At 69.7% G+C, this 26,281-nt stretch carries 25 protein-coding genes; 16 read left to right on the top strand and 9 right to left on the bottom strand.

All coding sequences use genetic code 11. The features are described from left to right. Positions 1-156: 156 nt before the first annotated feature. The 3 genes from ACGFJ2_RS57775 (at position 157) to ACGFJ2_RS57765 (ending at position 2,581) form a co-directional block, all read left to right on the top strand. On the top strand, positions 157-1,164 hold the full coding sequence (locus ACGFJ2_RS57775) for a LacI family DNA-binding transcriptional regulator (protein WP_358183869.1): 1,008 nt from the start codon (positions 157-159) through the stop codon (positions 1,162-1,164). A 59-nt stretch (positions 1,165-1,223) separates the two neighbouring features. Further along, positions 1,224-1,529, top strand: coding sequence for a hypothetical protein (locus ACGFJ2_RS57770; protein ID WP_357956670.1), 306 nt, complete (start codon positions 1,224-1,226; stop codon positions 1,527-1,529). A gap of 224 nt (positions 1,530-1,753) precedes the next feature. After that, entirely contained in the window at positions 1,754-2,581 is an 828-nt protein-coding gene (locus ACGFJ2_RS57765; protein WP_393483709.1) for a MarR family winged helix-turn-helix transcriptional regulator, read from the top strand. Between the two features lie 66 nt (positions 2,582-2,647). Here ACGFJ2_RS57765 and ACGFJ2_RS57760 read toward each other — a convergent pair whose 3' ends face one another. Then, positions 2,648-3,409, bottom strand: a complete 762-nt coding sequence (locus tag ACGFJ2_RS57760) for an FCD domain-containing protein (protein ID WP_357956666.1) — start codon at positions 3,407-3,409, stop codon at positions 2,648-2,650. Between the two features lie 182 nt (positions 3,410-3,591). Here ACGFJ2_RS57760 and ACGFJ2_RS57755 point away from each other — a divergent pair, with 182 nt between their 5' ends. From ACGFJ2_RS57755 to ACGFJ2_RS57725, 7 genes are all read left to right on the top strand, one after another. Beyond that, complete coding sequence (locus ACGFJ2_RS57755; RefSeq protein ID WP_393483706.1) at positions 3,592-4,833, top strand: ABC transporter substrate-binding protein; 1,242 nt, start codon at positions 3,592-3,594, stop codon at positions 4,831-4,833. 2 nt (positions 4,834-4,835) lie between these two features. Beyond that, a complete protein-coding gene (locus ACGFJ2_RS57750; protein WP_357956662.1) occupies positions 4,836-5,780 on the top strand; it encodes a sugar ABC transporter permease in 945 nt (314 codons plus the stop codon). Further along, complete coding sequence (locus tag ACGFJ2_RS57745; RefSeq protein ID WP_357956660.1) at positions 5,777-6,592, top strand: carbohydrate ABC transporter permease; 816 nt, start codon at positions 5,777-5,779, stop codon at positions 6,590-6,592. Before ACGFJ2_RS57750 ends, ACGFJ2_RS57745 begins: the two co-directional genes overlap by 4 nt. A 5-nt stretch (positions 6,593-6,597) precedes the next feature. Then, positions 6,598-7,746, top strand: coding sequence for a galactonate dehydratase (gene dgoD, locus ACGFJ2_RS57740; RefSeq protein ID WP_393483701.1), 1,149 nt, complete (start codon positions 6,598-6,600; stop codon positions 7,744-7,746). A gap of 48 nt (positions 7,747-7,794) precedes the next feature. After that, positions 7,795-9,024 (top strand): D-mannonate dehydratase ManD, encoded by a 1,230-nt coding sequence (manD, locus tag ACGFJ2_RS57735; protein ID WP_357956656.1) that lies wholly within the window; start codon positions 7,795-7,797, stop codon positions 9,022-9,024. A gap of 94 nt (positions 9,025-9,118) precedes the next feature. Beyond that, complete coding sequence (locus ACGFJ2_RS57730; protein ID WP_393483698.1) at positions 9,119-11,416, top strand: polysaccharide lyase 8 family protein; 2,298 nt, start codon at positions 9,119-9,121, stop codon at positions 11,414-11,416. A 91-nt stretch (positions 11,417-11,507) separates the two neighbouring features. Further along, positions 11,508-11,918 carry a hypothetical protein gene (locus tag ACGFJ2_RS57725; RefSeq protein ID WP_393483695.1) on the top strand — a complete coding sequence of 137 codons (411 nt, stop codon included), beginning with the start codon at positions 11,508-11,510 and terminating at the stop codon, positions 11,916-11,918. Between the two features lie 113 nt (positions 11,919-12,031). Here ACGFJ2_RS57725 and ACGFJ2_RS57720 read toward each other — a convergent pair whose 3' ends face one another. The 3 genes from ACGFJ2_RS57720 to ACGFJ2_RS57710 all read right to left on the bottom strand — a co-directional run bounded on the left by ACGFJ2_RS57720 (position 12,032) and on the right by ACGFJ2_RS57710 (position 13,851). Next, positions 12,032-13,000, bottom strand: a complete 969-nt coding sequence (locus ACGFJ2_RS57720; protein ID WP_393483692.1) for a hypothetical protein — start codon at positions 12,998-13,000, stop codon at positions 12,032-12,034. Positions 13,001-13,002: 2 nt separating this feature from the next. Beyond that, the gene (locus ACGFJ2_RS57715) at positions 13,003-13,125 is read right to left on the bottom strand and encodes a hypothetical protein (protein ID WP_357956648.1); all 123 of its coding nucleotides are present in this window, start codon (positions 13,123-13,125) and stop codon (positions 13,003-13,005) included. 117 nt (positions 13,126-13,242) lie between these two features. Further along, entirely contained in the window at positions 13,243-13,851 is a 609-nt protein-coding gene (locus ACGFJ2_RS57710) for a helix-turn-helix domain-containing protein (protein WP_358183848.1), read from the bottom strand. Between the two features lie 101 nt (positions 13,852-13,952). On the opposite strand from ACGFJ2_RS57710, the gene ACGFJ2_RS57705 reads away from it, so the two are divergent. Continuing rightward, positions 13,953-14,846 (top strand): NmrA/HSCARG family protein, encoded by an 894-nt coding sequence (locus ACGFJ2_RS57705; RefSeq protein ID WP_357956644.1) that lies wholly within the window; start codon positions 13,953-13,955, stop codon positions 14,844-14,846. A gap of 46 nt (positions 14,847-14,892) precedes the next feature. Here the strand turns inward: ACGFJ2_RS57705 and ACGFJ2_RS57700 are convergent, their stop codons facing one another. Next, entirely contained in the window at positions 14,893-15,534 is a 642-nt protein-coding gene (locus tag ACGFJ2_RS57700; RefSeq protein WP_393483689.1) for a TetR/AcrR family transcriptional regulator, read from the bottom strand. A 137-nt stretch (positions 15,535-15,671) separates the two neighbouring features. On the opposite strand from ACGFJ2_RS57700, the gene ACGFJ2_RS57695 reads away from it, so the two are divergent. Further along, positions 15,672-16,304: an NAD(P)H-dependent oxidoreductase gene (locus ACGFJ2_RS57695; protein WP_357956640.1), complete on the top strand. Its 633-nt coding sequence runs from the start codon at positions 15,672-15,674 to the stop codon at positions 16,302-16,304. A gap of 117 nt (positions 16,305-16,421) precedes the next feature. Here the strand turns inward: ACGFJ2_RS57695 and ACGFJ2_RS57690 are convergent, their stop codons facing one another. Further along, positions 16,422-17,042, bottom strand: coding sequence for an L-threonylcarbamoyladenylate synthase (locus ACGFJ2_RS57690; RefSeq protein ID WP_357956639.1), 621 nt, complete (start codon positions 17,040-17,042; stop codon positions 16,422-16,424). A gap of 172 nt (positions 17,043-17,214) precedes the next feature. Between ACGFJ2_RS57690 and ACGFJ2_RS57685 the strand changes: the two genes are divergently transcribed. The 4 genes from ACGFJ2_RS57685 to ACGFJ2_RS57670 all read left to right on the top strand — a co-directional run bounded on the left by ACGFJ2_RS57685 (position 17,215) and on the right by ACGFJ2_RS57670 (position 22,484). Then, the gene (locus tag ACGFJ2_RS57685; RefSeq protein ID WP_393483685.1) at positions 17,215-20,463 is read left to right on the top strand and encodes a BTAD domain-containing putative transcriptional regulator; all 3,249 of its coding nucleotides are present in this window, start codon (positions 17,215-17,217) and stop codon (positions 20,461-20,463) included. 261 nt (positions 20,464-20,724) lie between these two features. Further along, positions 20,725-21,324 carry a CHRD domain-containing protein gene (locus ACGFJ2_RS57680; protein WP_357956634.1) on the top strand — a complete coding sequence of 200 codons (600 nt, stop codon included), beginning with the start codon at positions 20,725-20,727 and terminating at the stop codon, positions 21,322-21,324. 37 nt (positions 21,325-21,361) lie between these two features. Next, positions 21,362-21,886, top strand: a complete 525-nt coding sequence (locus ACGFJ2_RS57675) for an MEKHLA domain-containing protein (protein ID WP_393483682.1) — start codon at positions 21,362-21,364, stop codon at positions 21,884-21,886. A gap of 154 nt (positions 21,887-22,040) precedes the next feature. Beyond that, complete coding sequence (locus ACGFJ2_RS57670) at positions 22,041-22,484, top strand: Clp protease N-terminal domain-containing protein (RefSeq protein ID WP_393483679.1); 444 nt, start codon at positions 22,041-22,043, stop codon at positions 22,482-22,484. On the opposite strand, the gene ACGFJ2_RS57665 is transcribed toward ACGFJ2_RS57670, so the two are convergent. From ACGFJ2_RS57665 to ACGFJ2_RS57655, 3 genes are read right to left on the bottom strand one after another with little or no spacing between them, the layout of a single operon-like run. Then, positions 22,477-24,261 (bottom strand): DUF2264 domain-containing protein, encoded by a 1,785-nt coding sequence (locus tag ACGFJ2_RS57665; protein ID WP_357956630.1) that lies wholly within the window; start codon positions 24,259-24,261, stop codon positions 22,477-22,479. The two genes, ACGFJ2_RS57670 and ACGFJ2_RS57665, sit on opposite strands and share 8 nt — an antisense overlap. Positions 24,262-24,287: 26 nt before the next feature. Further along, on the bottom strand, positions 24,288-25,370 hold the full coding sequence (locus ACGFJ2_RS57660) for a LacI family DNA-binding transcriptional regulator (protein ID WP_358183824.1): 1,083 nt from the start codon (positions 25,368-25,370) through the stop codon (positions 24,288-24,290). Positions 25,371-25,397: 27 nt separating this feature from the next. Then, positions 25,398-26,174 (bottom strand): sugar phosphate isomerase/epimerase family protein, encoded by a 777-nt coding sequence (locus ACGFJ2_RS57655; protein WP_393483676.1) that lies wholly within the window; start codon positions 26,172-26,174, stop codon positions 25,398-25,400. Positions 26,175-26,281: the final 107 nt, after the last annotated feature.

The following is a 26,281-nucleotide window of genomic DNA, read 5'->3' as shown; positions in this document are numbered from 1 at the left end:
AGAGCGTATTTGAGTAACGCTTCCCACTTGTTACCACCTGACTTGCTGTATTTCGTCTGATTAAATGGGTAACGTTACCCGTGCAGACGGAGCTCGTAGAATGGGATCTCGCTCGTGAAGGGAGTCCCATTGGCCGCGCACAATCGACGGCGACGCGTGACGATCGCCGATGTGGCCGGCCACGCCCAGGTCTCCGTCACAGCGGTGTCCAAGGTGATCCGCAACGCCTACGGCGTCAGCCCGGCCATGAAGGACCGGGTCAAGGCGTCCATCGAGGAGCTGGGCTACCGGCCGCAGGCCGCCGCCCGGGGCATGCGCGGGCGCACCTTCACCGTCGGGCTGATGCTGCCGCACATCAGGAACCCGTTCTTCGCCGACATCCTCGACGGCCTCATGGAGCAGCTCGCCGACACCGGCTACCAGGCGATCATGATCCAGGGCGGCGTCACCCGCAAGGTCGAGAAGCAGGCGGTCGACGCCCTGGTGGACCGGCAGGTCGACGGCATCATCATGGTCGCCCCGCTCGCCGGCCGGGCGCGGCTGGAGGAGGTGGCGCAGGAGGTGCCCACCGTGGTGCTCGCCCGCCACGAGCGGTCGGCGCTCTACGACTCGGTGTTCGACGAGGACGACGTCGGCGCGGAGCTCGTCGTACGCCATTTGATCGAACTCGGGCACCGCCGCATCGCGCACATCACCCACCAGGACAACAGCAACGCGCGCCCCTCTGACCTGCTGCACGTCATCCGGGCCGAGGCATACGAACGCGTCATGCGCGAACACGGGCTCGACGACGAGATCGCCATAGCGAAGACCTACTACCACGAGCAGGGCGGCTACGACGGCGCCCGCCAGCTGCTGAGCCGTTCCCCGCGCCCGACGGCGATCTTCGCGGGCGCCGACCAGGCGGCCTTCGGCGCGCTCGCCGCGGTCCACGAGGCCGGACTGTCCGTCCCGCAGGACCTTTCGGTCGTGGGTTACGACAACACCCAGCTGGCCGCCCTGCCCAACATCGCGCTGACCAGCGTCAACCAGGACGGAGCCGTCATGGGCGGCACGGCCGGCCGGCTCCTGCTCGAACGCATCCAGGGCCGCACCTCAGCGGTCCGCTTCTCCGTCACCCCCAGCCTGGTCATCCGCGGCTCGACCGCCCCACCTGGTGGCTGAGACGTTCCGTGTCCCATGCGCGATGGGATGGCCCTCCGGGGCGGACGTCTTCGCGACGGTTGCCCGCCGGATCACCGGCACGACGCGCGAAGCTCGTCGAACTGCCGGTGGTAGACCCCTCGTCCTGGCGCAGCAAGTTCGACCGGTTGACGGACCCGGCGAAGGCCGCGACGATCGGTCGGCGATCGCACTGGAAAGGTGCGGTGCTGGACCGGCTGCCGGAGCGGCCCTTGTTGGACATCCTCGCCCGCACCGCGCACCTGACCGGCTGGCACCACCGCTTCGGACCGGCCTCCGGCTCCGATCCGAAGATCAAGCCCGAGGAGCGGACGTGGGCTCTTTGCGCAGACGGATGGCCGACATGACCTGTGGCGAGGACGGACCGAGCCTGGCCCAGCCGGCAACCAGACCGCGGCAACCGAGCGGTGACCGGGTCCGGGTGACACCCCGACGCTGCCCGGCAGAATCGACTGGAAAATTGTCGACCGGAGTTGTCGTATCTGGGCCCCGTTGTTCGTAGCTAGGGTGAGCGGTCGCCCACGAGGGCGCTGTCACGACCAGCTGTCACGACTAAGGGAGATGCCGACCGATGCAGCAGCACTCACAGACCAAGATCCACCGCATGTTCGAGCTCGTCGAGCCGATCGCCACGGTCACCTTCTCCGAGGTGGCGAACGAGGCGTTCCTGGCCCTCGGCATGCGCAACTACTGGGACGGATACTTCGCGGGCCGGGCCGCACCGCTGGGACTGGCACCGGCCGAGGTGGTGCACGCGGTCTTCTACAACTTCGCCGACGGCGAGGTGGCACGCCACATCCCCTGGGTGTGGGGAAAGACCACCCCGCAGGAGGCGATCACCGTGCGCGAACAGGGCAGCACCGCCGCCCTGCGGCAAATGCTCGGGGAGCTCGCCGACTCGCCCGGTCTGGTGCGGGCCGCCGACCTCGCCATCCGAGCAGCGGTCAGCGCGCCGACCGAGGGCCGACCACTGTACGCCGGGCTGCGGGCGCTCAACGTGCCAGAGGAGCCGGTGGCCAGGCTCTGGCACGCGGCGACGCTGCTGCGGGAGCACCGCGGGGACGGCCATAACGCCGCCCTTCTCGCCCACGGCATCGGCGGCACCGAGGCCCACGTCCTCATGGCTGTTTCCCTCGGAATGAGGGCGGAGGAGTTCGGCCGGATCCACCACCTGCCCAAGGCGCAGCTGGCCGCCGTGGTCGACGGGCTGCGCGGCCGCGGCCTCGTGGACGCCGCCGGCGGGTTCACCGACGCCGGCCGGGAGACCAAGGAGCGGATCGAGGCGCTCACCGACGAGCTGGCCGCGCCGGCGTACGACGTGCTCAGTGCGGACGAGCTCGACGAGCTGGCCGCGGGGCTCGAGCCGATCGCCGCCGCGGTATGGGCCGTCGACAACTGAGGCGTGGCTTGAGGGCATCGCGCCCTCGAAGATCGCTCCTGAACGTCCGGATCGGCGGCAGCGCGCTCAGCCGCCGCCTGGCTCGACGGCCTGCTCCCACATGGACTTCATCTCGGCGAACCCTTGCTCCATGATCCCCACCATGGCCTCCCGGGCCCGCTCGCCGTCGCGCCGCTGGATCGCCTGGGCCACGTCAGTGTGCAACTGCAACGCCTGCTCGTCCGGGTTGTGCGGCATCAGGTGGTAGTGGTGCCGGCCGGCGAGCACCTCGGCGACGATCAGCTGCAATTTCGCGAACATCTCGTTGCCGGAGCCGGCCAGCACCCGCCGGTGGAATTCGATGTCCAGGGTGAGGAAGCGCGGCTCATCGCCGGCTTTCCCCGCGGCCCACATCTTGGCCGCGAGGCCGACCAGCTCGCTCGCCTCGTTGTCGTCGATCCGCTCGGCGGCCAACCAGGCGGCGTGCGGCTCGATCGCGGTCCGTAGCTCGGTGATCGAGCGCATCTGCGCCATCCGCCCGGCCGAGGCCAGCCGCCAGCGGATCACCTGCGGATCGAAGACGCTCCACCCCTCGGCGGGCTGGATCATGATCCCGACGCGGCGCCGGGTCTCGATGAGTCCCATGGATGCGAGCACCCGTAGCACCTCGCGGATCACCGAGCGGGAGACCTGGTAGCGGTCGACCAGGTCGTCGATGCTCAGGACGGAACCGGCGGCCACATCGCCGCTGCAGATGGCGGTGCCGAGGTGGTCGAGGATGCGTGCGTGTAGCCCAGTCTCGGGAGGGGAGGGCTGGGTTGGGGCACCCTCGGGGGAGGACTGATTCACGGCATAAAGCATATCAGTTGAAGGCCAGCTCTTGAATAAATCCGCTTTTTTGTCCTAGCATCCCGGAATTAAGCCGATGTTACGAGAGTGTGGCGCTCTTCCGGGCGGCGGCCATGACAGAAAGGCGAGATGACGTGCAACGTCGATCGATATTCAGTACTTCTCTGGCCGTGGTTGTCGCCATGAGCCTGTCCGCTTGTGGCGGTGGCGGTGACGACAGCGGTGCGTCCAAGACGGTCCGGGTCACCCTGGCCAACCACGTGTGGACGGAGAACATCAAGAAGAGCCTGCCCGACTTCGAGAAGCAGACCGGGCTCAAGGTCGAGGTCACGCAACTCGGCGAGGACCAGCTCTCCGATCAGTACAACGTCAAGCTGAACGCCGGCTCGTCCGACATCGACGTGATGATGTACCGCCCCTTGCAGGAGGGGAAGCTCTTCGCCAAGAACAAATACCTGACCGACCTGTCGGACCAGGTGAAGGCCAACAAGGACTGGGACTTCAGCGACTTCCAGGCCGGCCCGGTGGAGGCCACCACATACGACGGCAAGCCGGTCGGTGTCCCGATCATCACCGAGCAGGAGGTCCTCTACTACCGCAAGGACCTGCTCGCCAAGGCCGGCCTGAGCGCCCCGCCGAAGACCCTCGACGAGCTGAAGGCCGCCGCCGCCAAGGTCAAGGCGGCCCAGCCGGACGTCGCGGGCTTCGTCGCCCGTACCGGCAAGTCGCCGGCGGTCACCCAGTTCTCCAGTTTTCTCTACAGCTTCGGCGGCGACTTCGTGGACGGCAGCGGCAAGGCCGCGGTCAACAGCGACGCGGCCAAGCAGGCGTACGCCTACTACGGCGAGCTGATCAAAGACTCCGGCCCGGCGAACGTCAGCACCGATATGGGCTGGCCCGAGGCGATGGCCATCTTCACCCAGGGCAAGGCCGCCTTCTACACCGAGGCCAACTCGCTCTACAAGAACGCCACCGACCCGGCCAAATCCAAGGTCGCGGACAAGGTCGGCTTCGCGCCGTTCCCGGCCGGCCCGGCCGGTTCCAAGCCGTACAACATCCCGTCATGGGCGCTGGGCATCAACTCCAGCTCGGAGAACCAGGGCAACGCCTGGAAGTTCATCGAGTGGGCCACCGGCAAGGACCAGACGCTCAGCCAGCAGACGTCCGGCGTGCCGGGCGCCCGTAGCTCCGTCTGGGCCAACCCGCAGGGCACCTCGACCTTCCCGAAGGACCTGGTGGAGGCCATCAAGGCCAGCACCAAGGCCGGGGTGGGCCATGACCGGCCGCTGGTCGTGAAGGTTCCCGAGGCCCGCGAGATCGTCGGCCAGCCGATCGTCGACGCGATCACCGGCAAGGACGCCGCGGCGGCCGCTGACACGGCCAACGCCGCATTCCAGAAGTTCCTGGACGACGAGGCCAAGTAAGCATGGCAACGATCACCACCGCCAAGCCGCCGCGCAGCGCCCCGACCGCCTCCCATACGCCCGGCTGGGTGCGCTGGGTCAATGACCACCGCAAGTGGCTCTTCGCCGCGCCCGCGATGACCTTCGTCACCGCGCTGATCGTGTTCCCCCTGGCCTGGACCGGCTATCTCAGCCTGACCGACGCCGAGGGATCCGTCCGCGCGGAGAGCGAGTTCGTGGGCTTCCAGAACTACCTCGACGTCTTCACGGACACCGCCCGGTTCTGGCCCGCCGTAGGACGGACCGCCACGTTCACGGTGGTCGCGCTGCTGTTCGAGGTGGTCCTCGGGATGGCGATCGCCCTGCTGCTCTGGCGGCCGTTCAAAGGGCAGAGATGGGTCCGGGTCGCCATCCTGATGCCGCTCGTCGCCACCCCGGTCGCGGTCGGCATGATGTGGCGGCTCATCTTCGACCCGAACATCGGCATGGCCAACCAGATCCTCGGCTGGGTCGGCATCGGGCCGCAGCCGTGGCTCGCCGGCCAGCACACGGCCCTGCCCACCACGATCTTCATCGACGTGTGGCAGTGGACACCGATGGTGACGCTGATCCTGCTCGCCGGGCTCACCTCGCTGTCGGACGAGCCGCAGGAGGCGGCGCGCATCGACGGCGCCAGCACCTGGCAGCGTTTCCGGCACGTGACCCTGCCGCTGCTGGGACCCACGCTGACCGTGGCGATCCTGCTGCGCGGCATTGACGCGCTGAAGACCTTCGACATCCTCTACGCCACGAAGGGCCGCGGCGGCGGTTCGTTCCACGAGGTAGAGACGCTGAACGTGTACGCCTACGGCCTCAGCTTCGACTACAACGAGTACGGCGTCTCCTCCACCGTCCTCATCCTCTTCTTCCTGATCATCATCGGGGCGATGTGGGCCCTGACCGCCCGGCGCAAGGAGGCCAAGCGATGAAGCCCCGTCCCGCGTACCGGGTGTTCCGGGTGGTGGCACTCACCTTCGTGGTGCTCTCGCTGCTCGCGCCGCTGCTGTGGATGATCGCCGCGTCGTTCAAGACCAACGTCGACATCTACGATCCGGGCAAGGCGCTGGCCTTCTCGCCCACCATGGACAACTACGCCAAGGTGCTCCGGCAGGCCAACTACGTCGAGTTCATCCTCAACAGCCTCTGGGTGGCGTTCGCCGCCACCGTGGCGTCGCTGATCCTCGGCCTGCCGGCCGCGTACTCGATGAGCCGGTTCAACATGAGGAAGTCCGCGCTGGTGGTGCTGATGGCCCGGGTCATCCCCGGTGTCTCGCTGCTGGTGCCCTGGTACTACGTCTTCTCCAACCTGAAGATGGTCGGCGGCTTCGGGGTGCTGATCCTCAGCCACATGTTCGTCGCGCTACCGCTGGTGGTCTACATCATGATGGGCTACTTCGACAGCCTGCCCGAGGAGCTGGAGGAGGCGGGGCTGGTCGACGGGCTGACCCATATCGGCGCGTTCCGCCGCATCCTGCTGCCGCTGTCCGTACCGGGTATCGCCACCGCTGGGATTTTGTCCTTCATCTTCTCCTGGAACAACTTCATGTTCGCGCTCGTGCTCTCCGACGCGGACACCAAGACCCTGCCCGTGGCGATCTTCGACTTCGTCGGCTACGCCAGCATCGACTGGGGCGGTCTGATGGCCGCGGCCACCGTGGTCACCGTACCGATCATGCTGATCGCCTTGTTCGTGCAGAAGTACGTGGTCTCCGGCCTCACCGCCGGCGCGACAAAGGGCTGACCGGCATGACGACCATCGCCCGCATAGAGACCTTTCTCGTCGCCCCCCGCTGGCTCTTCGTCCGGGTGGAGACCGCCTCCGGGATCGTCGGCTGGGGTGAGGCCACCTGCGAAGGGCGGTCCGAGACCGTCCGCGCCGCCATCGACCAGCTCGCGGAGCTGCTGATCGGCCGGGACGCGCTGCGCATCGAGGACCACTGGCAGGTGCTGACCAAGGGCTCGTTCTACCGGGGCGGTCCGATCCTGGCGAGCGCCGTGGCGGGCCTCGACCAGGCCCTCTGGGACATCGCCGGCAAGCACTTCGGCGCCCCGGTGCACCAGCTGCTCGGCGGTCCGGTACGAGACCGGATCCGGATGTACGGCTGGGTCGGCGGCGACGAGCCCAGCGAGGTCCGCGACCACATCGCCGCCCAGGTCGAGGCCGGGCTCACCGCGGTGAAGATGAACGCCTCCGGCAAGATGAGCCCGGTCGCCTCGGTCGCCGAACTGAACGGCGTGGTCGCCCGGGTGGCCGCCGCCCGCGAGGTGCTCGGCGACGACCGCGACGTCGCCGTCGACCTGCACGGGCGGTTCACCCTGGCCAACGCCCGCCGTCTGGCGCCGCTGCTGGAGCCGTATCGGCCGCTGTTCCTGGAGGAGCCGGTCGTCCCGGAGAACTCACACCTCATCGGCGAGTTCGTCCGCTCGACCACCATCCCGGTGTCGACGGGGGAGCGGCTCTACAGCCGGCAGGAGTTCCTGCCCGCCCTCCAGGCCGGCATCGCGGTCGCCCAGCCGGACCTCTCGCACGCCGGCGGTATCACCGAGGTACGCAAGATCGCCACCCTCGCCGAGGTGTACGACGTGCAACTCGCCCCGCACTGCCCGCTCGGCCCGATCGCCCTCGCGGCCTGCTTGCAGATCGGCTTCGCCACGCCGAATTACCTCATCCAAGAACAGAGCATCGGCATCCACTACAACCGCGGCGCCGAGGTGCTCGACTACTGCCTCGACAAGACCCCGTTGGCTTTCGTGGACGGGTACGTCGAGCGGCTCACCGCGCCCGGCCTGGGTATCGAGGTCGACGATCAGGCGGTCCGCTCCGCCGGCAAAACAGGACACGCCTGGCGCAGCCCCATCTGGCGGCACCGGGACGGTTCCTACGCGGAATGGTAAGCGTGATCCCTCGACTTCTCCGCCACCACCTTTGAGAAAGGCATCTGCGTGAAGATCATCGCAGCGGACGTCGTCGTCACCAGCCCCGACCGCAACTTCGTCACCCTCAAGATCACGACGGATGAGGGGATCAGCGGGCTGGGAGACGGCACACTCAACGGGCGGGAGCTGGCGGTCGCGTCGTACCTGGCCGACCACGTTGTCCCCCTCCTGCTCGGGCGAGACCCGCATCGCATCGAGGACACCTGGCAGTTCCTCTACCGTTCGGCGTACTGGCGGCGAGGGCCCGTCACCATGGCCGCCATCGCGGCCGTGGACGTGGCGCTATGGGACATCAAGGCCAAGGCCGCCGGGATGCCGCTCTACCAACTACTCGGCGGAGCCTCCCGGAACGGGATCATGGCGTACGGGCACGCCTCGGGCCGGGACCTGCCAGAGCTGTTCGACTCGATCCGCCGGCACCTGGAGATGGGTTACCGGTCGATCCGGGTGCAGACCTCCGTACCTGGCATCAACGCCGTGTACGGAGTAGCCGCCCAGCCCAGTGTCGACGGCAGGCGGTACGACTACGAGCCGGCCCAGCGCACGGCGCTGCCCGCCGAAGAGGACTGGGACACCCGCGCCTACCTGCGCCACCTGCCCGGTGTCTTCGAGGCGGTGCGCAACGAGTTCGGGCCCGAGCTGCCGCTGCTGCACGACGGGCACCATCGGATGACCCCGATCCAGGCCGCCAAGCTCGGCAAGGCCCTTGAGCCGTACGACCTGTTCTGGCTGGAGGACTGCACGCCGGCCGAGAATCAGGAGGCGCTGCGCCTGGTACGCCGGCACACCACCACTCCGCTGGCCATCGGCGAGGTCTTCAACACCGTGTGGGACTACCAGACCCTGATCCGCGAACAGCTCATCGACTACGTCCGCTCCGCCGTCACCCACACCGGGGGGATCACGGCCATGCGGAAGCTGCTCGACTACGCCGCCCAGTACCAGATCAAGTCCGGCATCCACGGCCCGACCGACATCTCGCCGGTCGGCATGGCCGCCGCCCTGCACCTGGACCTGGCGATCCACAACTTCGGCATCCAGGAGTACATGCAGCACGGCCAGGCGACCAACGAGGTGTTCCAGCAGTCGTTCAGCTTCACCGACGGCTACCTGCACCCCGGCGGGCTGCCGGGACTCGGCGTGGAGCTCGATGAGAAGGCCGCGGCGCGCTTCCCGTACCAACCGGCGTACCTGCCGTTCAACCGGCTCACGGACGGCACCGTCCATGACTGGTGAACGCGGGGGTCCTGCCGACGCGATGATCCGGGCCATGGGCGAGTCGACATATGATCCTTTGAGCTGATGTTCGCCCGATTGTCGAAAGGCCGCCATGACCCACCCCCTCAGCCGGCGGTCCGCCCTGCTGGGCACCTCGGCCGTGGCCGGCCTCGCTCTTTGGGACAGACCAGCCGAGGCGGCCGGCCCCGCCACGGTCGGTGCCGCCACGTTCGACGCCGCGCGTGAGCGGTGGGTGAGCCTGCTGGCCGGCGGGTCGTACGACTCGGTCTACACCGACAAGGCGCAGGCGGTCGACGGCTCGGCCAACGCGGTGCTGCGCAAGCTGAAGCCCGACGCCGGCCGCCCGAGCCTGTGGCCCGACCTGCCGCTCGACGACCCCCGTACGGGCAACTTCAACCGCGCCTACAACCGCATGCGCACGCTGGCGCTGGGCTGGGCCACGCCGGGCACCACCATGCACCGGGACGGGCGGGTCGCCGACACCGCGATCATGGCGCTGGACTTCCTGTACAAGCACGCCTACCACGAGGGACTCGACCGGCGGGGCAGCAACTGGTACTGGTGGGAGATCGGCGTCCCCCGCGCGCTGACCGACACCTGCGCCCTGCTGTACGACGGCCTGCCCAAGGACCGCCTCGAGCGCTGGCTGCGCCCCCTGCGCCGCTGGTGTCCCAACCCGGAGCGCCGCGTCAGCCACCCCGGCGTCGTCGAGACCGGCGCCAATCGGGCGGGCAAGGCCACGGCGGTGGCGATGCGCGGATTGCTCACCCACGACGCCCGCCTCGTCAAGCGGGCCAGGAACGCGGTCTCCGACCTGCTACGTCCGACCAGGGGCCCGGGCGACGGCTTCTACCGTGACGGGTCGTTCATCCAGCACGACGTGTTCCCCTACAACGGCAGCTACGGCGTGGACTACCTGGAGAGCGTGGCCAAGCTGATCGCCATGCTCGCGAGGTCACCGTGGGAGATCACCGGCATCGGCAACGTCTACGACCTCGTGGATCGCTCGTTCGCGCCGTTCATCTTCGACGGGCTGATGATGGACTGCGTACGCGGCCGGCAGATCTCGGTGCAGGGCCACCGCGACCACCACTCGGGGGAGAAGGCGGTCGAGTCCATCCTCACCCTGCTGGAGGCGGCGCCCGAGCGCTATGCCCAGCGCTGGCGACCGCTGGTGAAGGGCTGGATCGTCCGCAACCAGGCCGCCCCCACGCTCGCATCGCTGGCGAGCATCGCCGGGGCCAAGGCCCTGCTGGAGGACTTGTCGGTGCCGGTCGGCCCGCGCATGACGGGCACGTACGTCTTCGCCGACATGGACCGGGTCGTGCACCGCCGCCCCACCTGGGCGTACGCGATCGCGATGAGCTCGGAGCGCATCGGCGCGGCCGAGGCCATGAACCAGGAGAACCTGCACGGCTGGTACACCGGCGACGGCATGACCTACCTCTACACCGCCGACCTCACCCACTGGAACGACGACCTGTGGCCGACGATCGACCCGCACCGGCTGCCGGGCACGACGGTCGACACGCGCAAACGCGCCGACCTCTCCCACAGCAAGCGCCGCCTGCCACCCACCCCGTGGGCGGGCGGCGTGGCACTCGACGGCGAGTACGGCGTGGCGGCCATGAAGCTGATCGCCGACGGCTCCTCGCTGCGGGCCAAGAAGGCGTGGTTCCTGCTCGATGACGCGGTGATCGCCCTCGGCACCGGCATCGCCGCCTCCGACGGCCGCCGCATCGAGACCATCGTGGAGAACCGCAACACCCACGACTGGCATCCGCCGCTGACCCGGGGCGACGGCTGGGTCCACCTGTCCGGTGTGGCCGGCTACGCGCTGCTCGACGGCGCCGACGCGAAGGTGATCCGCGAGCAGCGCACCGGCCGCTGGCGCGACATCGACAAGGGCGCCACCACCGGCGGCGACAACACCCCCGTCACCAGGCACTACACGACGATCCTGCTCGACCACGGCGTCGATCCGGGCAAGGCGCGCTACGCCTATGCCGTGCTGCCCGACGCCTCCATCGCGCAGACCGCGGCTTACGGGCAGCGGATCAAGATCCTCGCCAACTCCCGGACGGTGCAGGCCATCGCCCGCGACAACGTGCTCGCCGCCGTCTTCTGGCGCGCGGGGACCGTCGAGACCGCGGACGGACCGCTCCACGCCGACGGCCCCTGCACGCTGCTGATCCGCCGCGACCACGGGCGGGTACGGCTCGCGGTCTCCGACCCGTCCAGGACCGCCGACGAGGTGAAGATCACGCTGCCCTGGCGGGTGAAATCGGTCAAGAAGAGCGACCGCGGCGTGCGCAAGGCCAAGCGCTCGGTCAAGGTGGAGGTCGGTCGCAGCCGCGGACACGCCCACACCGCGGTGGTGCACGTCTGAGGCGCTGAAGAGCAAGTCATCGTTGGCGCTCGCGAACTTTCCCTCGTGCCGCAGCGACGAACTACGAAGTAGACCATTACGGAGGCTGTAGATGACTTCGCCCTTGACTGTGGAACCGCCGTTAACCCGTCCGCACCGGTCCCGGCGGCTGAAGGGACTCGGGCTGATCGTTCTCGGCATCGCGCTCGGTGTGGCGCTGTCCGTCGCGGTGCGGTGGCCGCGGACCGAGGTGGTCTATCGCAGCGACCAGCCGGCCACTGTGGCCTACGACGACGATTCGAAGCATCTGCTGGCTTTTATTCGCCGGAGCGCCCTTATCGGGGAGTCGCACCAGATCTTCGTCGGCCGGGATCCCAGCCTTTCTTACGGCCATTGGGTGGACATCGAAACGTCCGCCGACTCTGTCAAGACGACGGAGTGGACGACCGCCGGGGTACGGGTGCTTTTCGACACCGGGCACGAGCTCTTCATCCCCGCCAGGTACTTCATCGGCGAAAGGTGACCCCGGGCCGTCCAGAGGCGGGGTTCGAGCTGTTCAGGGGCAGCCCCGCGAGACAGCCCCGCGAGACAGGCTCGCCAGACAGGCCCGCCCGGCTGACCTGCCCGGCCCGCCAGTTACGGGCGCGCGAGCTCGGTCACCGTGCGGGCGCGCAACAGGCGCGGGTGCAGGAGTTCGGCTCGCTGCCTGGGTACGCCGGCGGCGAGCGCGGCGTCAGTGAGCGCGGCCCCGATCCATTCGAGGTCGACGCTCCGGCCGTCATCCTGCCTGAGCAGCGGCTCTCCGGGGGGACGGCTGGCGCACAGCGCGCGCAACAGGTGGCGGACCTCCGGCGACACCGGGAACGCGACGATGCCATCACGGCCGTCGCGCAAGGTGATCAGGGTCAGCCGGTCGGCGGGGGCGGAAGGGCGGACATCGTGGGCGGTCAGAGCGGCCAGCGCCTCCACGGAGGCGCCTGTCGCCTCCAGCAGCGCGACGGCGAGCGCCTCGGCCCACCGGCCGTCGTCGGCCAGCCGCCCGGCACCTGTTCGCAGCAGGCGCCGTTCGGCCGGGGTGAGCGCAGGCGTGCCGGTCACGCCGCGGTGAGACCGATCCGCGCCGGTTCGCCGGGCGAAGGCGTAGAAGGAGGCCAGCGTGGCGCGTCTCCGGATCACCGTCGCCCTGGTCAAGGGCTTGCCGGACGCGCGTACGCCGGTCGTGAGGGCGGTGTAGCAGTAGGCGTCCAGTTGAGCCTCGGCGGCGGTGAGCAGGTCGAGGGCCGGCTCGGCGGTGTGCAGCCAGCGCAGGAACGAGGCCAGGACCCGCAGCCGTGTCTGCCGCAGGGGAGCGGAGGGCTTCTCGCGCAGCCAGGCCGTCACCGTACGCCGGGTCCGCGGATCCAGTGCGTCCACAAGGCCGACGTCGGCCGCGGGGACCTCGCCCCCATCACCAGGGCGCAGGCGCGGTCGTAATCCCGGGATCTGCCCGACGCCGACCGGCTCTGGATGGCTCGCTGGTCTCATGGGGTCGCCGCCGGGGAAGGGAGACGCGAGGCCGTCCCCGAACGTGTGCGGGACTCGCGGGGTGGTCTCCGCTTCGACCATGCTCAGCACGCGGCCGACGCCGCGACCAGGTCGGCGTTGAACATCGCGGCAGCCTCGCCGGCCGACCTGGAGGGGTGAAGGACCGGACGGCCCGTGCCTGACAAACCCATCATGATCTCGATCATCTCATGGAGCGTCGCCAACAATCCTCGCCTGACCCGGTGGACAGCGGCTGTCAGCTTTGAGCGCAGCCGCCGGACACCACCGGTGGATTGTGCCATGTGTACAGCCGGGAGGCCAGGTCAGCGCGCGCTCGTCGCCGCTCGGCTCAGTGGAGGGTGCTCGGCGGGCGGACTCTTCAGGACGCCGCCGAGGGTGAGCCGCAACAGCCGGCGAGCGCTGTCGGGATCGCCGTCGGAGGCCACGGAGATGGCGTTGGTCAGGGTCATGAGGTCGTGGGTCGTCGCCTCGGTACGCAGGACGCCCGCTTCCTCCGCGTCCGTGACCAGACGCGTCGCCGCATCATGTATCAGGCCGTGGCAGCTGTCTTCCGCGGCGACGGCGCATTCGGGGGCTGACATCAGGGCCGTCGCGAGTCCGCGTGTGGTCGCGGTGTACGTCGTCACTTCCTCGAGCCACGCGGCGAGCGCGTCGCCGGGAGCCAGGCTGTCGGCGAGTGCTTGGGCGCGCCGGCTGAGCCGTTCCACGCCCTCGTGGAACACCGCGTTGAGCAGGTCATGTCGCGAGGGGAAGTGCCGGTGCAGGGTGGCTGAGCCGACGCCCGCGCGGCGCGCGATCTCTTCGAGCGAGGCCTGTGCGCCGTCCCGTCCGATCACCGCCTCCGCGGCCTCGAGCAGTCGCCGGCGATTGCGCTGCCTGTCTGCCCGGCCCGCCGGACCTGCCGCGTTCATCGTTGCGCTCACCCTTCACTGGACAAACGGTGGGACCCCCCATATCGTAGCGTCTGGAAAAGCGGGGTGCCCCTCCGTTTATGGGGCCGCTGGAGGCATACATGTCGGATTCATCATTCGTGCTGGTCACAGGGGCGACCGGTCGGCAGGGCGGGGCGACCGCGCGGGCCCTGCTCCGAGCGGGAACGGACGTGCACGCTCTCGTACGCGATCCCACCTCGCCGCGCGCACAGGAGATCGCCGCTCACGGTGCCACGCTCGTGCCGGGCGACCTGGAGGACCCGGCTTCGTTGGTGGCGGCCCTCGACGGGGCCCGAGGCGTGTTCTCGATGCAGATGCCCGACCTCGCCGATCTCATGGGCGACTCCGAGGTGCGGTACGCCGGCAATCTCGCCGCCGCGGCGCAGAAGGCCGGCGTCGAACAGATCGTGCACACCTCGGTGTCGGGGGCGGGCCGCCGCGAACCGATCGACGAGGAGCGATGGGGGGCCCACATGGGGCACTATTGGCGCAGCAAGGCCGCCGCGGAGCAGGCGATGCGGGACGCGGCGACCCGCTACACGACCATCCTGCGCCCAAGCACGTTCATGGAGAACCTCCTCTACCCGTCGTTCTACTTCCCTGACGGGCGGCCGGACCATCTGCTGGTCGCCATGGATCCCGAGGTTCCCCAGCCCTTCGTCGCCCTGGACGATATCGGCGTCGCGGCCGCGGCCGCGTTCGCCGACCCCGAGCGGTTCGACGGCGTGGAACTGGAACTGGCAGGCGACCTGCTGACCTTCCGCGAGGCGGCCGCGATCCTCTCCGAGGTCCGCGGAAAGCCCATCACCCTTCCCGCCGACCCGTCGGAGGCACAGGCCGCCGGTCTGCGCAGCGAGTTTGTCCTGTCGCAGCAGTACGCCAGCCTGCACCCCGCACCGGCGCGTCCCGAGTTCGCCCACGCCCTCGCGATCCCGACCACGACCTTCACCGACTGGGCCCACGCCACCCTCTGACGGGCCTGTCGATCGGGTATCCGGGCGCTATCGCCGCTGCCGTGAGCTAACCGCTGTGTGACGGCGTACGGAAGAGGCGTTCGATGATGGTCTGCCAGCTGTCGGCCAAGGGGATGGAGGCCGGGGTGGGGTCGGCCGGGAAGGGCCGCGACATGCCCAGGTAGAGCAGGATCGGGCCTTCGAGGGCGGCGGTGAGCTGGACGGCCAGGCTGTCGAGGTCGGCGATGTCCAGGAGTTCGTCTTGGTGCGCCTGTCCCAGGAGCATGCGGATGTGCAGCCGGGAGAGGTTGTGCTCGCCGACGGGGACGGGCTGGTTGCGGTCCAGGGCCGCGCGGACGATCGCGTGGTGGTCGAGCAGAAAGGCGATGCGGGCCCGGCCGTAGGCGATCAGCCGCCGCACCGGGTCGGCTCCGGGGCCGAGCGGCGGTGGCCCGCCCATGACGGCCTGCTGGAAGGCACGGTCGTCCTCGTCCACCAGGGCCTGGAAGATTCCCGCGCGGGTGCCGAACCGGCGAAAGACAGTCCCTTTGCCCAGGCCGGCCCGTTCGGCCAGGCCGTCCATGGTCACCTTCTCCACCCCGTGCTCGGCGATCATCTCGCGGGCCACCTGGAGCAGTTGCAGACGGTTGCGCGCCGCGTCCACCCGTTCCGGACGGGGACGACCGAAGGGCACCACAGGGAGATCCACAAGTTCTCACCCTACCTCTGGAATATAAAGCGGGGTAAAGTCCGCTTATGCTGAAGCGAGTCGCGGGGCCGACACCCAGGCCAGACCGCCGCCGACACCGTGGAGCCGCATGACGCGGCACCTTAAAGGAGATGATCATGAGTCTGTTCCGGCTGGACGCCAGCATCCTTCCCGGCGCCTCTTCCAGCGCCGAGCTCGCCGACCTCGTTGAAGCCGAGTGGACCGCGACCCGGCCCGGCGTGCCCGTGGTGCGCCGTCACCTGGCCACCGACCCGCTGCCCGCCGAGGCCTGGGCGCTCGCGGCGACCGCGGGGTTCACCCCTGAGCCCGACCGCACCCAGGCGCAGCGTGACGCGCTCGCGCTGGCCGTGCGGCTCGCGGCCGAACTGGAGGCGGCCGACGCGGTTCTGCTGGCCGTGCCGCTGTACAACTACGGGGTCTCCCAGCACTTCAAGACCTGGGCCGACCTCGTCATCGCTGGAGCGGGCACCGGCACTCCGGTGCTGAAGGGCAAGCCGACCGTGCTGGCCACCGTGCGTGGCGGCGGCTATGGGCCCGGGACCCCGCGTGAGGGCTGGGACCACTCCACCCCGTACCTGACGCGGGTTCTGAGGGACATGTGGGAGGCCGACCTCACCGTCGTCGAACGTGAGCTCACCCTCGCCGCCACCAACCCGGCCATGGAATCGCTGCGCCCGCTGGCCGCGCAGCTTCACGGCGACGCCCTCGCCGCCGCCCGCGACGCCGGCCGAGAGCTGGCCGCCAAGTAGCCGCGCCGCCGGCTCGCACGGGCCAAGCGCTTCGCGGCCGCAGCCGTACTGGCCAAGCGCCGGCCGCCGCCAGGGTCGCCCCGTGGTGCTCGGGGCGGCCCTCACCCTTACTCGTACCTACTCAAAGAGGGACGGGTCTCCCGTGCCTCGACGAAGAATCTCGGGCTCACCCTGCGAGAGGTCGACGACGGTGGTCGGGGTGGCGCCGCACTCGCCCGAATCGATGACCGCGTCCACCACGTGATCGAGCCGCTCCTTGATCTCCCAGCCCTGCGTCGCGGGCTCGGTCTCGTCGGGCAGCAGCAGGGTGCTCGACAGCAGCGGTTCGCCGAGCTCGGCCAGCAGCGCCTGGGTGACGATGTGATCAGGGATCCGCACGCCGACCGTCTTCTTCCGGGGGTGCAGCAACCGCCGCGGCACCTCCTTGGTCGCGGGCAGGATGAAGGTGTATCCGCCCGGAGTCGCCGCCTTGACCAGCCGGAACACCGCATTGCTCACGTGAACGAACTGGCCGAACTGCGCGAAGTCCCGGCAGACCAGCGTGAAGTGATGATTACTGCCGAGGCTGCGGATCTCCCTGATCCGATCGATGCCCTCCTTGTTGCCCAGCCGGCACCCCAGCGCGTAGCACGAGTCCGTCGGGTACGCGATCAGCCCGTCGGCGTTTAACGATTCGACGACCTGGCTGATCAGGCGAGGCTGGGGGTTGTCCGGGTGCAGAGCGAAATACTTGGCCACACCTCGGATCTTAGAAGCGAACACCCCATCGCATGACACGCGCCCCGGCGCAGTGCCGCGACGTCGCTGGGAATGGGCACTGGTCGAGCAGGATCACAGTACCCACCGCCTTCGCGGTCCGCTTCACTGGCTGAGCCCAGGCGATCCGATGACATTCCAAGGTGGTACACGCGTGGCTGTGGCAATCCTTCCCATCGACGGCGATGGCGAGGACGGACGGGCTTCCGGCGGCTCCCTGCTCTTCCAGATTCTCGGTCCTTTACGGCTCTGGCGGGGTGACGTCGAGTTGAGCACCGGCCCGCGGCAGCAGGCCTTCCTGCTGGGCCTTCTCCTGGCCAGGGAAGGACGGCCGATCAGCACCGACGAGCTGATCGATCTCATCTGGCAGGATGATCCGCCGGCGAGTGCCCTCAACGTCATCCACAAGTACGTCGGGTCGTTGCGCCGGCTGCTGGAGCCTGAGCTTCCGGCGCGAAGTTCCGGCTCGTACCTGGAGCGGCGTGGCAACAGCTACCTGTTCTCAGCGGCAGCCGGGACACTGGACCTTGTCGTGTTCCAGAACCTGGTCGAGGCCGCCCGGGTGCAGGAGCGCCCTGAGGCGGCTCTCGACTGTTACGTGGAAGCGCTGGGACTCTGGCACGGCTCCGCGGGCGATGGGCTGGGCCAGGGACCGGCCGCGACGTCGATATTCGCGAGGCTGGACGGCCAGTTCTTCGACGCGTGCACGGCGGCGGCCGAGCTCGCGGTGTCGCTGGGCCGGCCGGAGCGGCTGCTGCCTTCCCTGCACCTGGCTGCCCGGATGGCGCCCTTGCACGAGCCGGTGCAGGCGAGCCTCATCTCCACGCTGGGCGCCGCCGGGCAGCAGGCGGAGGCGTTGTCGGTGTTCCGCGCGGTCCGTGCCCGGCTCGCCGAGGATCTCGGCATCGATCCTGGCCAAGCCCTGGCCGCCGCGCACCGGCGGATGCTGGACCAGAACCCGGCGGCGACCGAGACAGCGACCGTACGGCCCTCGGCCGGACACTCGCCCGCACCGGTACGGGCCCCCGCGAGATCCGCGACCTCGTCCGGAGACGTCCTGGTCGGCCGAGCGGAGGAACTGACGGTGCTGCGGCAGGCGATCGAGCCCGCCTTCACCGGAGGCACGGGGCTCATCGTCCTGGAGGGCGAGCCGGGGATAGGCAAAACGCGGCTGCTGGAGGAGCTCACCGCCGAGGCGGAGGCGCGTGACGCCGCCGTCGTCTGGGCCCGCTGCCTGGAAGGCGAAGGAACGCCGTCGATGTGGCCGTGGATCCAGGCAGTCGGCGCGGTGCTGGACGAGTTGCCCGGCGCGGCGCGAGAGAGATGGCTCGCCGGCGAACTCGGCGACCTCCTGGAGCCGGACGGCGACGTCCTCGGCGAATCGGTGGCACCCGACGCGGGCGCCCAGTTCCGCTTGTTCGAGGCGGCCGTCGCCGCCATCGGCCAGGTCGCGGCGCGGCGGCCACTGGTGCTCGTGATCGACGACCTCCAGTGGGCGGACGTCGCGTCACTGCACTTGTTCAGCCACCTGGCGGCCCGGCTGCCGACCGGGACCGCCATCATCGGAGGGCTCCGCGACCGCGCGCCCGTACCCGGATCGGCACTGACGCGGACGCTCGCCGCGGCGAGCCGGGCGCCCGGCCACTTCCGTAGCCGGCTCGGTCCTCTCGGCTCGGCCGAGGTGGCCGAGCTCGTCCGCCGCGAGACCGGCCAGGATCCAGGCCCGGAGACCGTCGGCGGCATCTATACGCGTACGGCCGGCAATCCGTTCTTCGTCCGGGAGCTGGCCCGGCTACTGGCTGACAGCGGCGCGCTCGTCGAGGGCGCCGGGGCGCGAGTGGGAGTGCCCTCCACCGTGCGAGACGTCGTCCGCGACCGGATGGCCGGACTCGACGACTGCGCCAGGAACCTGCTCCAGATCGCCGCGCTGATCGGCCGGGAGGTGGACCTCGGTCTGCTCGCCGGCGTCGCCGACCTTGACGTACAGACCTGCCTTGATCGTCTGGAGCCCGTGGAAGCGCTCGGCCTGCTCGAACCCATACCGGGGAACCCGTTCTCGTTCCGCTTCTCGCACGATCTGGTCCGCGAGTCCGTCTCCGAGACCACGCCTGCCGGGCGGGCGAACCCGCTTCACCTGCGGGTCGCCGACACGCTCGACCGTACCGACTCCTCCGGCGACTACGTGGCCGAGCGCGTCGCCCACCACCTGTGGGCGGCCGGCCCGCTCGCCGACCCGCGCCGGACCACGGCGGCGCTGGTACGCGCGGGCCGTCACGCGGCGGCCAAGTCCGCGCTCGAGGCCGCCGAGCGACAACTGCGGCTGGGCGTCCGGGTGGCGCGGACGGCCGGCCTCGCCGACGCGGAGCTGCCCGCCCTGTCCCAGCTGATCGCGGTCGTCGGGATGCGTGAGATGTACGGCACGTCGTCGGTGGATCTGCTGGAACGCGCGGAGCACCTGGCCCGGATCCTCGGCCGGGAACTCGACGCCATCGTCCTGCTCTACTCCCGCTGGGCGGCCCACGCCCAAGCCCTCGAGAACGACCGCAGCGGGCTGCTGGCGCGCCGGTTGCTGAAAGAGGGTGAAGCGTCCGCCGAGCCGCTCGTACGCGCGTACGGGCTGCAGGCGTGGGGACTCCAGCAGTTCAGTGACGGAAACATGGGTGAAGCGTTCCGTCGCCTGACCGAGGCGAGCCGGATCCTGCTGACCCGCGTCGTCCGGCGCGAGGAGGATCCCGTCTGGTACGACCTGCAGCTGCTGATGATCGGGATGCTCGCGGAGGCGACCGCGATGCACGATGACATCGACGGCGCGCGATCGTTGCTCGACCGGCTGGCGGCCCCCGGCGACGCCCCGTTCACGATCACGGTCTGGGCCGCCCACGCGGCAAGGATGGAAGCACTGATCGGCGACCCGGTACGGGCCTTGCGCGCGGCGGAACGCGGGATCGCCGCGGACCCCGACTTCTCCTTCGTGTTCCTCGGCACCTACCAGCGGCTGGTCCGGTGCTGGGCGCTGGCCATGACCGGCAGGGATCCGGCCGGCGCCGCCGCGGAGGCTGAACGGATCATCGCCACGAACCTCCTCGATCCGCCTCGGGCCAGCGTCTCGACCTGCTACGGGCATCTGTGTGAGATGTGGCTGGCCGCCGGCGCGCTGGACAAGGCCGCCGCGGCCCTCGACAGGGCCGACTCCTGCCTCGACCTCTATGGCCAGCGCTACGCGGAGGGCCTGCTCCTCCTGCTGCGGGCGCGACTGCTGCTGGCCGGAGGGGAATCCGTCGCCGAGGTGAGGGCCGTCGCGGAGAGGTGCCGCACGCTGTCCACCGAACGCGGGACCCACCTGTTCGCACGGCGCGCCGAAGAGTTCCTGGCCACGCTGGACGATGGGCCGGTCGCCCACTGATCCACGCGGATCCTGAAAAGGGTCGAGCGGCGAATTCAGTAAATATTCACTCGTTATCAAGACGCTTATTGAGGACTCCGGCCGGCGGGCGCGAATTCCACTTTCTGTTCAGTATTCGTCAAGAACGTATCTGCCCTTGTAGAAGCCCTGTGGCATTGCTCACATGCCGAATGTGTATTTTTACGCAGAACGACCACTATCGTCTTTCATATGGTCTGCAGCGATCAAAGAGTCACAACTGCCAGTCAAAAAGGAAAGGCAATGATGAGCACGTTAAAGCAGGCGGGCAACGGACGGATCTCGTGGCGGCGGGTAATTGGTGGCGCGGCGGCGGCCGGCGCGGTCGCGGTCGTGGCCGCCACCGCGGTGACCGCCACGCCCGCGGCAGCCGCACCGGAATGGCGGTTGCCCCACTCCGCCGAGGTGGTCACGGCGCCCGCCGCGCACAGCCGCGCTCCCATGACCAGCGCGTCCAGGAAGTACTACTTCGCCGCCGGGCTCCTCGGAAGGAACGAGGTTCGCGAAGCGGGCAAGAAGGTCAATGACCCGGACGGCGTGGCCGTTGCCAAGTTCCGCATCAACGGAAACCGCTTCTACTACTTCGTCCAGTGGAGGAAGACCGGCAAGCCCACCGCCTTCCACATCCACCGCGGCAAGGCGGGCGTGAACGGTCCCGTCGTCATCGACCTGCTGTCCAGCGGCACCATTCGTGGTAACACCAGCTTCGGCTCCGTTCGCGTCAAGAGCAGCCTGCTCAGGGACATCAAGAAGAACCCGAAGAACTGGTACGCCAACCTGCACACCGCCCAGTTCCCCGACGGCGCGGTCCGTGGCCAGCTCCACAAGGGCGGTCACTGGTAAATCGCCTTCTACGGCCGGGCATTCCACCACCGGTGGAATGCCCGGCCGGGCGCATGTGCCCGGGCACAGCGCGGCGAACGAGAGCGGAAGCAACGATCATGACGGGCGTCCCGACGAGAACGGCTGCTACGTGAATCCCGACTTCTTCGACCTGCTGGCGGGCTGCCATCAGCGCCTCGTCGGCACCCCGCTGGCCGGCCCTGAGGCCACGGCGCGCTGGCTCTACGAGGACGCGCCTTTCGGGGTGCTGGCGCACGACGCGGCACACGACCCCCGCTTCACCTACGCGAACCGCACCGCCCAGCGATGCTTCGAGTACGACTGGGCGGAGTTCGTCGGCCTGCCCTCCCGGCTCTCGGCGGAGCCGGACCGGCGGGAGGACCGTCAGCGGCTCCTGGACGCCGTGCACCGGACCGGCTTCGCGACCGGCTACCGGGGACAGCGCATCGCCAAGTCCGGCCGCCGGTTCTGGATCGAGGACGTGACGATGTGGAACCTGGTGGACGGCGGCGGCGTGCTCGTGGGCCAGGCGGCGACCTTCCAACGCTGGCGAGACGCCTGACGTCCCTGGGTCGCGTGCATGGTGGGGCACGCACGTCGAACGGGTCACGATGCCCGCCCTCCGAGATCCGATCATGCGACTGTGACGCACTAGCATGCCCAGGGACAAAACCGGGTGCACCGGCCTGACTAACTGCTTTCCGAGGAGCGGCGGGATGTTTGAGAAGTTCACCGACCGAGCGCGGCGTATCATCGTCCTGTCCCAGGACGAGGCCAGAACGCTCAACCACGACTCCATCGGCACCGAGCACGTGCTTCTCGGTCTGCTCCGTGAAGATGAGGGCGTGGGCGCCCAGGTTCTCAAGGGCTTGGGCCTCAGCCTTGAGGATGTGCGCCGGCAGGTTGAGGAGAGCCGGGGCGGAGGCCAGTCCGCTCCGTCGGGCTACCTTCCGTTCACGCCGGCGGCCAGCCAAGTGCTCCAGGCCGCCAACCAGGAGTCCCTGCACCGCGGCCTTGACTACATCGGCACCGAACACCTCCTGCTCGCACTGACCCACGACCGGGCGAGCGTGGCGGCCCAGGTGCTGGTCAAGCTCGGCGTCGACCTCGACCAGGTCGGGCGGAGCACGGACAAGCTCCTCCAGCAGTACGTCAACTAGGGCCGATCAGCGGCTCGATGGTCTCCCACGCGGGCGCCTGCGGCCACCCGTCCGCCGCGTCCGGGCTCGTGGGCCCCAGGCCGAGCACCGCGCAGGCCAGCAGGTGCTCGCCGGGCGGCAGGTCGCCCCTCAACGTGGGGATCGTGGTGCGCGGCGTGAGCACGTTCGTGCCGGGCAGAGCCGTGACCAGGTCGCCCTCCCGCGCGCCGGTCAGGTCCTCGATCACGCACAGGCCGTGGGGCGCGTCGAGCCGGGCCCGGCCGGAACCGATGTCGACCCGGGTGGGCGGCCGGTCGCGGTCGATCGCGAAGGCGCCCTCGGCCGTGCGCAGCGCCCGCCCGGTCGTGATCCGGTGCACCCGTACGTGCCACGGGGGCAACGCCACGAGCCAGGTCTCGATCTCCACGTCCTCCCACGGCGTCCAGCGGGAGCGCAGCACACCGTCGGCGGCGGAGACCTGGTCCGGCAGCTCGCAGGGCCGCCAGTGCTCGCCGTCCTCGCTGAGCGCCAGCGTGCTGTCGAAGGCGCCCTGCTCCAGCTTCAGCGTCCCGGCCGGCACGCTGAAGCCGAACCGCGTGGAGTAGGCGAACTTGGCGTACTTGGCCGCGCCGTGCCGCGCCCACGGGTTGCGCTGCCCCGCGCTGAGCAGCACCACATGCCGCCCCTCCTCGCAGCGCATCAGCGCCACGCCCGCCTCCGGCTGGGTGCTGACCTCGGGCAGCGGGGGAGCGTCGGCCTCCTTGGCGGCCCAGAACGGATGCTCCGCGGGCAGGGCGAGCGGCAGGAACGCCTTCATGGCCCAGTACGGCGAGCCGGGCGCGTTGTACTGCTCGGCCATGTGCGGCTGGGGGTAGCCGTAGCCGATGGTGAGCACTCCCGCGTTGTCGCGGATCGGCCGGCGGTCCCACCAGCGCAGGTTCCGCAGCAGGTGTCCCTTGGTCACCTCCCACGGCAGCGCCTCGACGCCGGCGAAGGCCAGCGCCCCCCAGAACGCCGACTGCGCGAACCGGTAGGTCAGGCTCCTGCCGAACGGGACGGCCACCCCCTCGCTGCTGAACCAGTGCTGGAAGTCCTGGGCGAACGCCGCGGCCCGCTCACGGAAGCGCCCGGCCCGCTCCTGGTCGCGACCGAGCGCGGCGTAGATGAGGCCGTAGTAGTGCATGGCGAACGGGATGTAGTAGTCGCGCTGCCACGTCGGCCCGTCGGAGTACCACCCGCGCCCGAGGTCGAACTCCTCCAGCCGGTCGAGCCTGGCCGTGTTGGCGTCGTGGTCGTGGGAGATCCCGACGCGGTCGAGCCCGAGCCCCACCATGACCGGGAAGAACAGCCAGTTGTTGTTGTTCGGCTCCACGGTGACGGAGTGCCGTAGCCAGGCGGCCACCGTGTCGCGCTGCGGGCCGGTCAGCGGGTCCCAGATCCGCTCGGGGGCCAGGGCGAGCGCCAGGCCGATGGCGGCGGTCTCGACCAGCCGCTGGTTCTTGTCGAAGGCCGCGCCCCAGTAGTCGGGGTGCTCGGGATCGGTCCCGGCGGCGAGCCCGGCACTCCAGAGCTCCCAGTGGTCGAACGCCCCGCCGCCGGCCGCCAGCGGCGCCAGCCCCCACAGCGGGCGTGCAAACGCTTCCAGCTCGGCGGACGCCAAATCGTAGTGCGCCGTGTGGAACCCCAGCCGCAGCCGTCCCCGCCCCGGACTGAATCGCGAAATCAGGGGCGTGACCAGGTCCAATACCTGACGCGCCAACTCGTCTCGATCGCCGCCGGGCAGGTCGTCGGTGTGCACGGGGTCTCTCTTTCGCTGGGAAAGCGCTATCCCGAGCTAGGTTTCCCGCCGCCGCCCTCACTTGTCAACACCCCGTCGCCCTCGCCAGTCAACACTGCGGGAACCCCGGGCGGGGCGGTGCTGTCGCGGACCTGCAGCTCCATCGGCAGCGTCACCGGCGCCCCGTCGTGCCCCTCGGTCATGAGGGCCACCAGCATCTCGGCCGCCTGCCTGCCGAGCTGCCCCTGGGGCACCGACACCGTGGTCAGTCCCGTGTGCGCCACGTGGTCCAGCGCGATGTCGTCGAACCCCACCACCGACAACTCCTCGGGAACCCGCACCCCGAGCTCGCGCATCCGGGTCACCGCCCCCAGGGCCACCAGGTCGTTGTAGGTGGTGAGCGCGGTGGCGCCGGTGCCGGCCACCGCGGCGGCGGCCTCGTACCCGCACCGGCTGGTGGACCCGCATGGCAGGATCGTGACGGACAGGCCGAACGCCTTGGCGGCCTCCAGCGCCCTGATCCGCTCGGAGTTGGCCCAGGACACCTCGGGGCCGCTCAGGTAGGCGACCCGGCGGTGGCCCAGCTGCGCCAGGTGGCCGCAGATCAGCATCATCCCGCCGAAGAAGTCGGCGGAGACGGCGGGCGCGGCCAGGCCGGGGACGATCCGGTTGAGCAGGACGAGCGGGTGGTCCCGGCCGGTCAGGACGGCCAGGTCGGCGCGCTCCATGCGGGAGGAGGCGAGCAGCACCCCGTCGCAGCTGCGCATGAGGTCCTCCACCAGGTCCTGCTCGATCGAGGGGTCGTCGTCCGACTCCATGACCATGACGCGGCGCCCGTGCGAGCGGGCGACGGCCGAGACCGCCTTGAGCACGCCGGGAAAGTAGGGATTGGCCAGGTCGGGGACCAGCACGCCGATGGTGCCCCACTCGCCGCGCGCCAGCCCCTGCGCCGCCGCGTTGGGCCGGTAGCCCAGCTGCGTGACCGCGTCGTGGACCCGCGCCGCCAGAGCGGGATCGACCTTCGTCGTGCCGTTGAGCACACGGGAGACGGTCGAGGCCGACACCCCCGCGGCCGCCCCGACGTCGCTGATCGTCACCCGGCTCCCGCGGCCCTGCCGCAGATTACGCACCCGCTCCTCCTGCCTCCCGTGCGCCCGTCAGCCGAGCAGCCCGCGCAGATGATCCAGATCTCTCCGTACGGCCGCCACCGGGTCGGCCGCCGGGTAGTGGACGTGCAGCGACAGCACCCCGGCGTAGCCGCGTTCGCGCAGCCCGGGGATGATCTCCGCCCAGCGGACCACGCCCCCGTCCGCGAACGGCTGCCAATCGCACGTCCAGCCGTCCGGGCCCGAGCGCCAGGCGGCGTTCTTCACTCCCATGCAGGCCATCCGATCGCCCAGCAGTTCGACGTTGAGCGCCCATGCCTCGCTGCCCTCCTTGGCCTGGTTGCCGGGGTCGGCGTAGAAGCGCACGTCATTCAGGTCACCGGCGAGTGCGAGGGCGAGCGCGGCGGATGGATGGATCGTACCGTGATGCAGCTGGACCGCCACCCGCACGCCGTGCCGGGCGGCGAGAGCGGCCAGGCGGGTCAGCGCGGCTCTGGCCTCCTTCAGCTGATGGTGGTAGCCGATGGCGGGGTCGTAGCGGTAGAAGCCCGTCCGTACGAGGGGGACGCCGGCCTCGCCGCAGGCCGCGATGAGCCGTTCGGCGTCGGCGTCGGTGTCGAGGAAATCGGTGGTGACGACGTCGAGGGTGAGCCCGCGGCGCCCGAGTTCGGCGGCGACGACGGCGATGCCGTCCGGGTCTGTGGGGCTGACCGTCTGGCCCTCGCGTACGAGGAGGTCCGCCCCCTCGGCGCCCACCGAGGCCACGGCCTCGGCCAGCTCGGGGGCGTCGATGGAGCCGAAGGGCTTGGTGAAGGCGAGCAGGCGCACACGTACTCCTGAAGTTGAGAAAGCGCTTGTACATCTTGGGTCAGACAGACTTCATGGCTGAGCATCCATCTGAAACCGCTTTCTCACAAGCCTTGAATCGGGGAATG

It is taken from the genome of Nonomuraea sp. NPDC049028 (assembly GCF_043197735.1).
Lineage (GTDB): Bacteria > Actinomycetota > Actinomycetes > Streptosporangiales > Streptosporangiaceae > Nonomuraea.
Note: the sequence above shows the minus strand (reverse complement) of the source record. Positions and strands in the feature narration are given on the sequence as shown.

Bases quoted from the DNA above. Each gene is read 5' to 3' on its own strand.
- ACGFJ2_RS57765 (WP_393483709.1), top strand. From the start codon at position 1,754: ATGCAGCAGCACTCACAGACCAAGATCCACCGCATGTTCGAGCTCGTC.
- ACGFJ2_RS57755 (WP_393483706.1), top strand. From the start codon at position 3,592: ATGAGCCTGTCCGCTTGTGGCGGTGGCGGTGACGACAGCGGTGCGTCC.
- ACGFJ2_RS57750 (WP_357956662.1), top strand. From the start codon at position 4,836: ATGGCAACGATCACCACCGCCAAGCCGCCGCGCAGCGCCCCGACCGCC.
- ACGFJ2_RS57745 (WP_357956660.1), top strand. From the start codon at position 5,777: ATGAAGCCCCGTCCCGCGTACCGGGTGTTCCGGGTGGTGGCACTCACC.
- dgoD (WP_393483701.1), top strand. From the start codon at position 6,598: ATGACGACCATCGCCCGCATAGAGACCTTTCTCGTCGCCCCCCGCTGG.
- ACGFJ2_RS57730 (WP_393483698.1), top strand. From the start codon at position 9,119: ATGACCCACCCCCTCAGCCGGCGGTCCGCCCTGCTGGGCACCTCGGCC.
- ACGFJ2_RS57725 (WP_393483695.1), top strand. From the start codon at position 11,508: ATGACTTCGCCCTTGACTGTGGAACCGCCGTTAACCCGTCCGCACCGG.
- ACGFJ2_RS57720 (WP_393483692.1), bottom strand. From the start codon at position 13,000: ATGGTCGAAGCGGAGACCACCCCGCGAGTCCCGCACACGTTCGGGGAC.
- ACGFJ2_RS57715 (WP_357956648.1), bottom strand. From the start codon at position 13,125: ATGATCGAGATCATGATGGGTTTGTCAGGCACGGGCCGTCCGGTCCTT.
- ACGFJ2_RS57710 (WP_358183848.1), bottom strand. From the start codon at position 13,851: ATGAACGCGGCAGGTCCGGCGGGCCGGGCAGACAGGCAGCGCAATCGC.
- ACGFJ2_RS57705 (WP_357956644.1), top strand. From the start codon at position 13,953: ATGTCGGATTCATCATTCGTGCTGGTCACAGGGGCGACCGGTCGGCAG.
- ACGFJ2_RS57695 (WP_357956640.1), top strand. From the start codon at position 15,672: ATGAGTCTGTTCCGGCTGGACGCCAGCATCCTTCCCGGCGCCTCTTCC.
- ACGFJ2_RS57680 (WP_357956634.1), top strand. From the start codon at position 20,725: ATGATGAGCACGTTAAAGCAGGCGGGCAACGGACGGATCTCGTGGCGG.
- ACGFJ2_RS57675 (WP_393483682.1), top strand. From the start codon at position 21,362: ATGCCCGGCCGGGCGCATGTGCCCGGGCACAGCGCGGCGAACGAGAGC.
- ACGFJ2_RS57670 (WP_393483679.1), top strand. From the start codon at position 22,041: ATGTTTGAGAAGTTCACCGACCGAGCGCGGCGTATCATCGTCCTGTCC.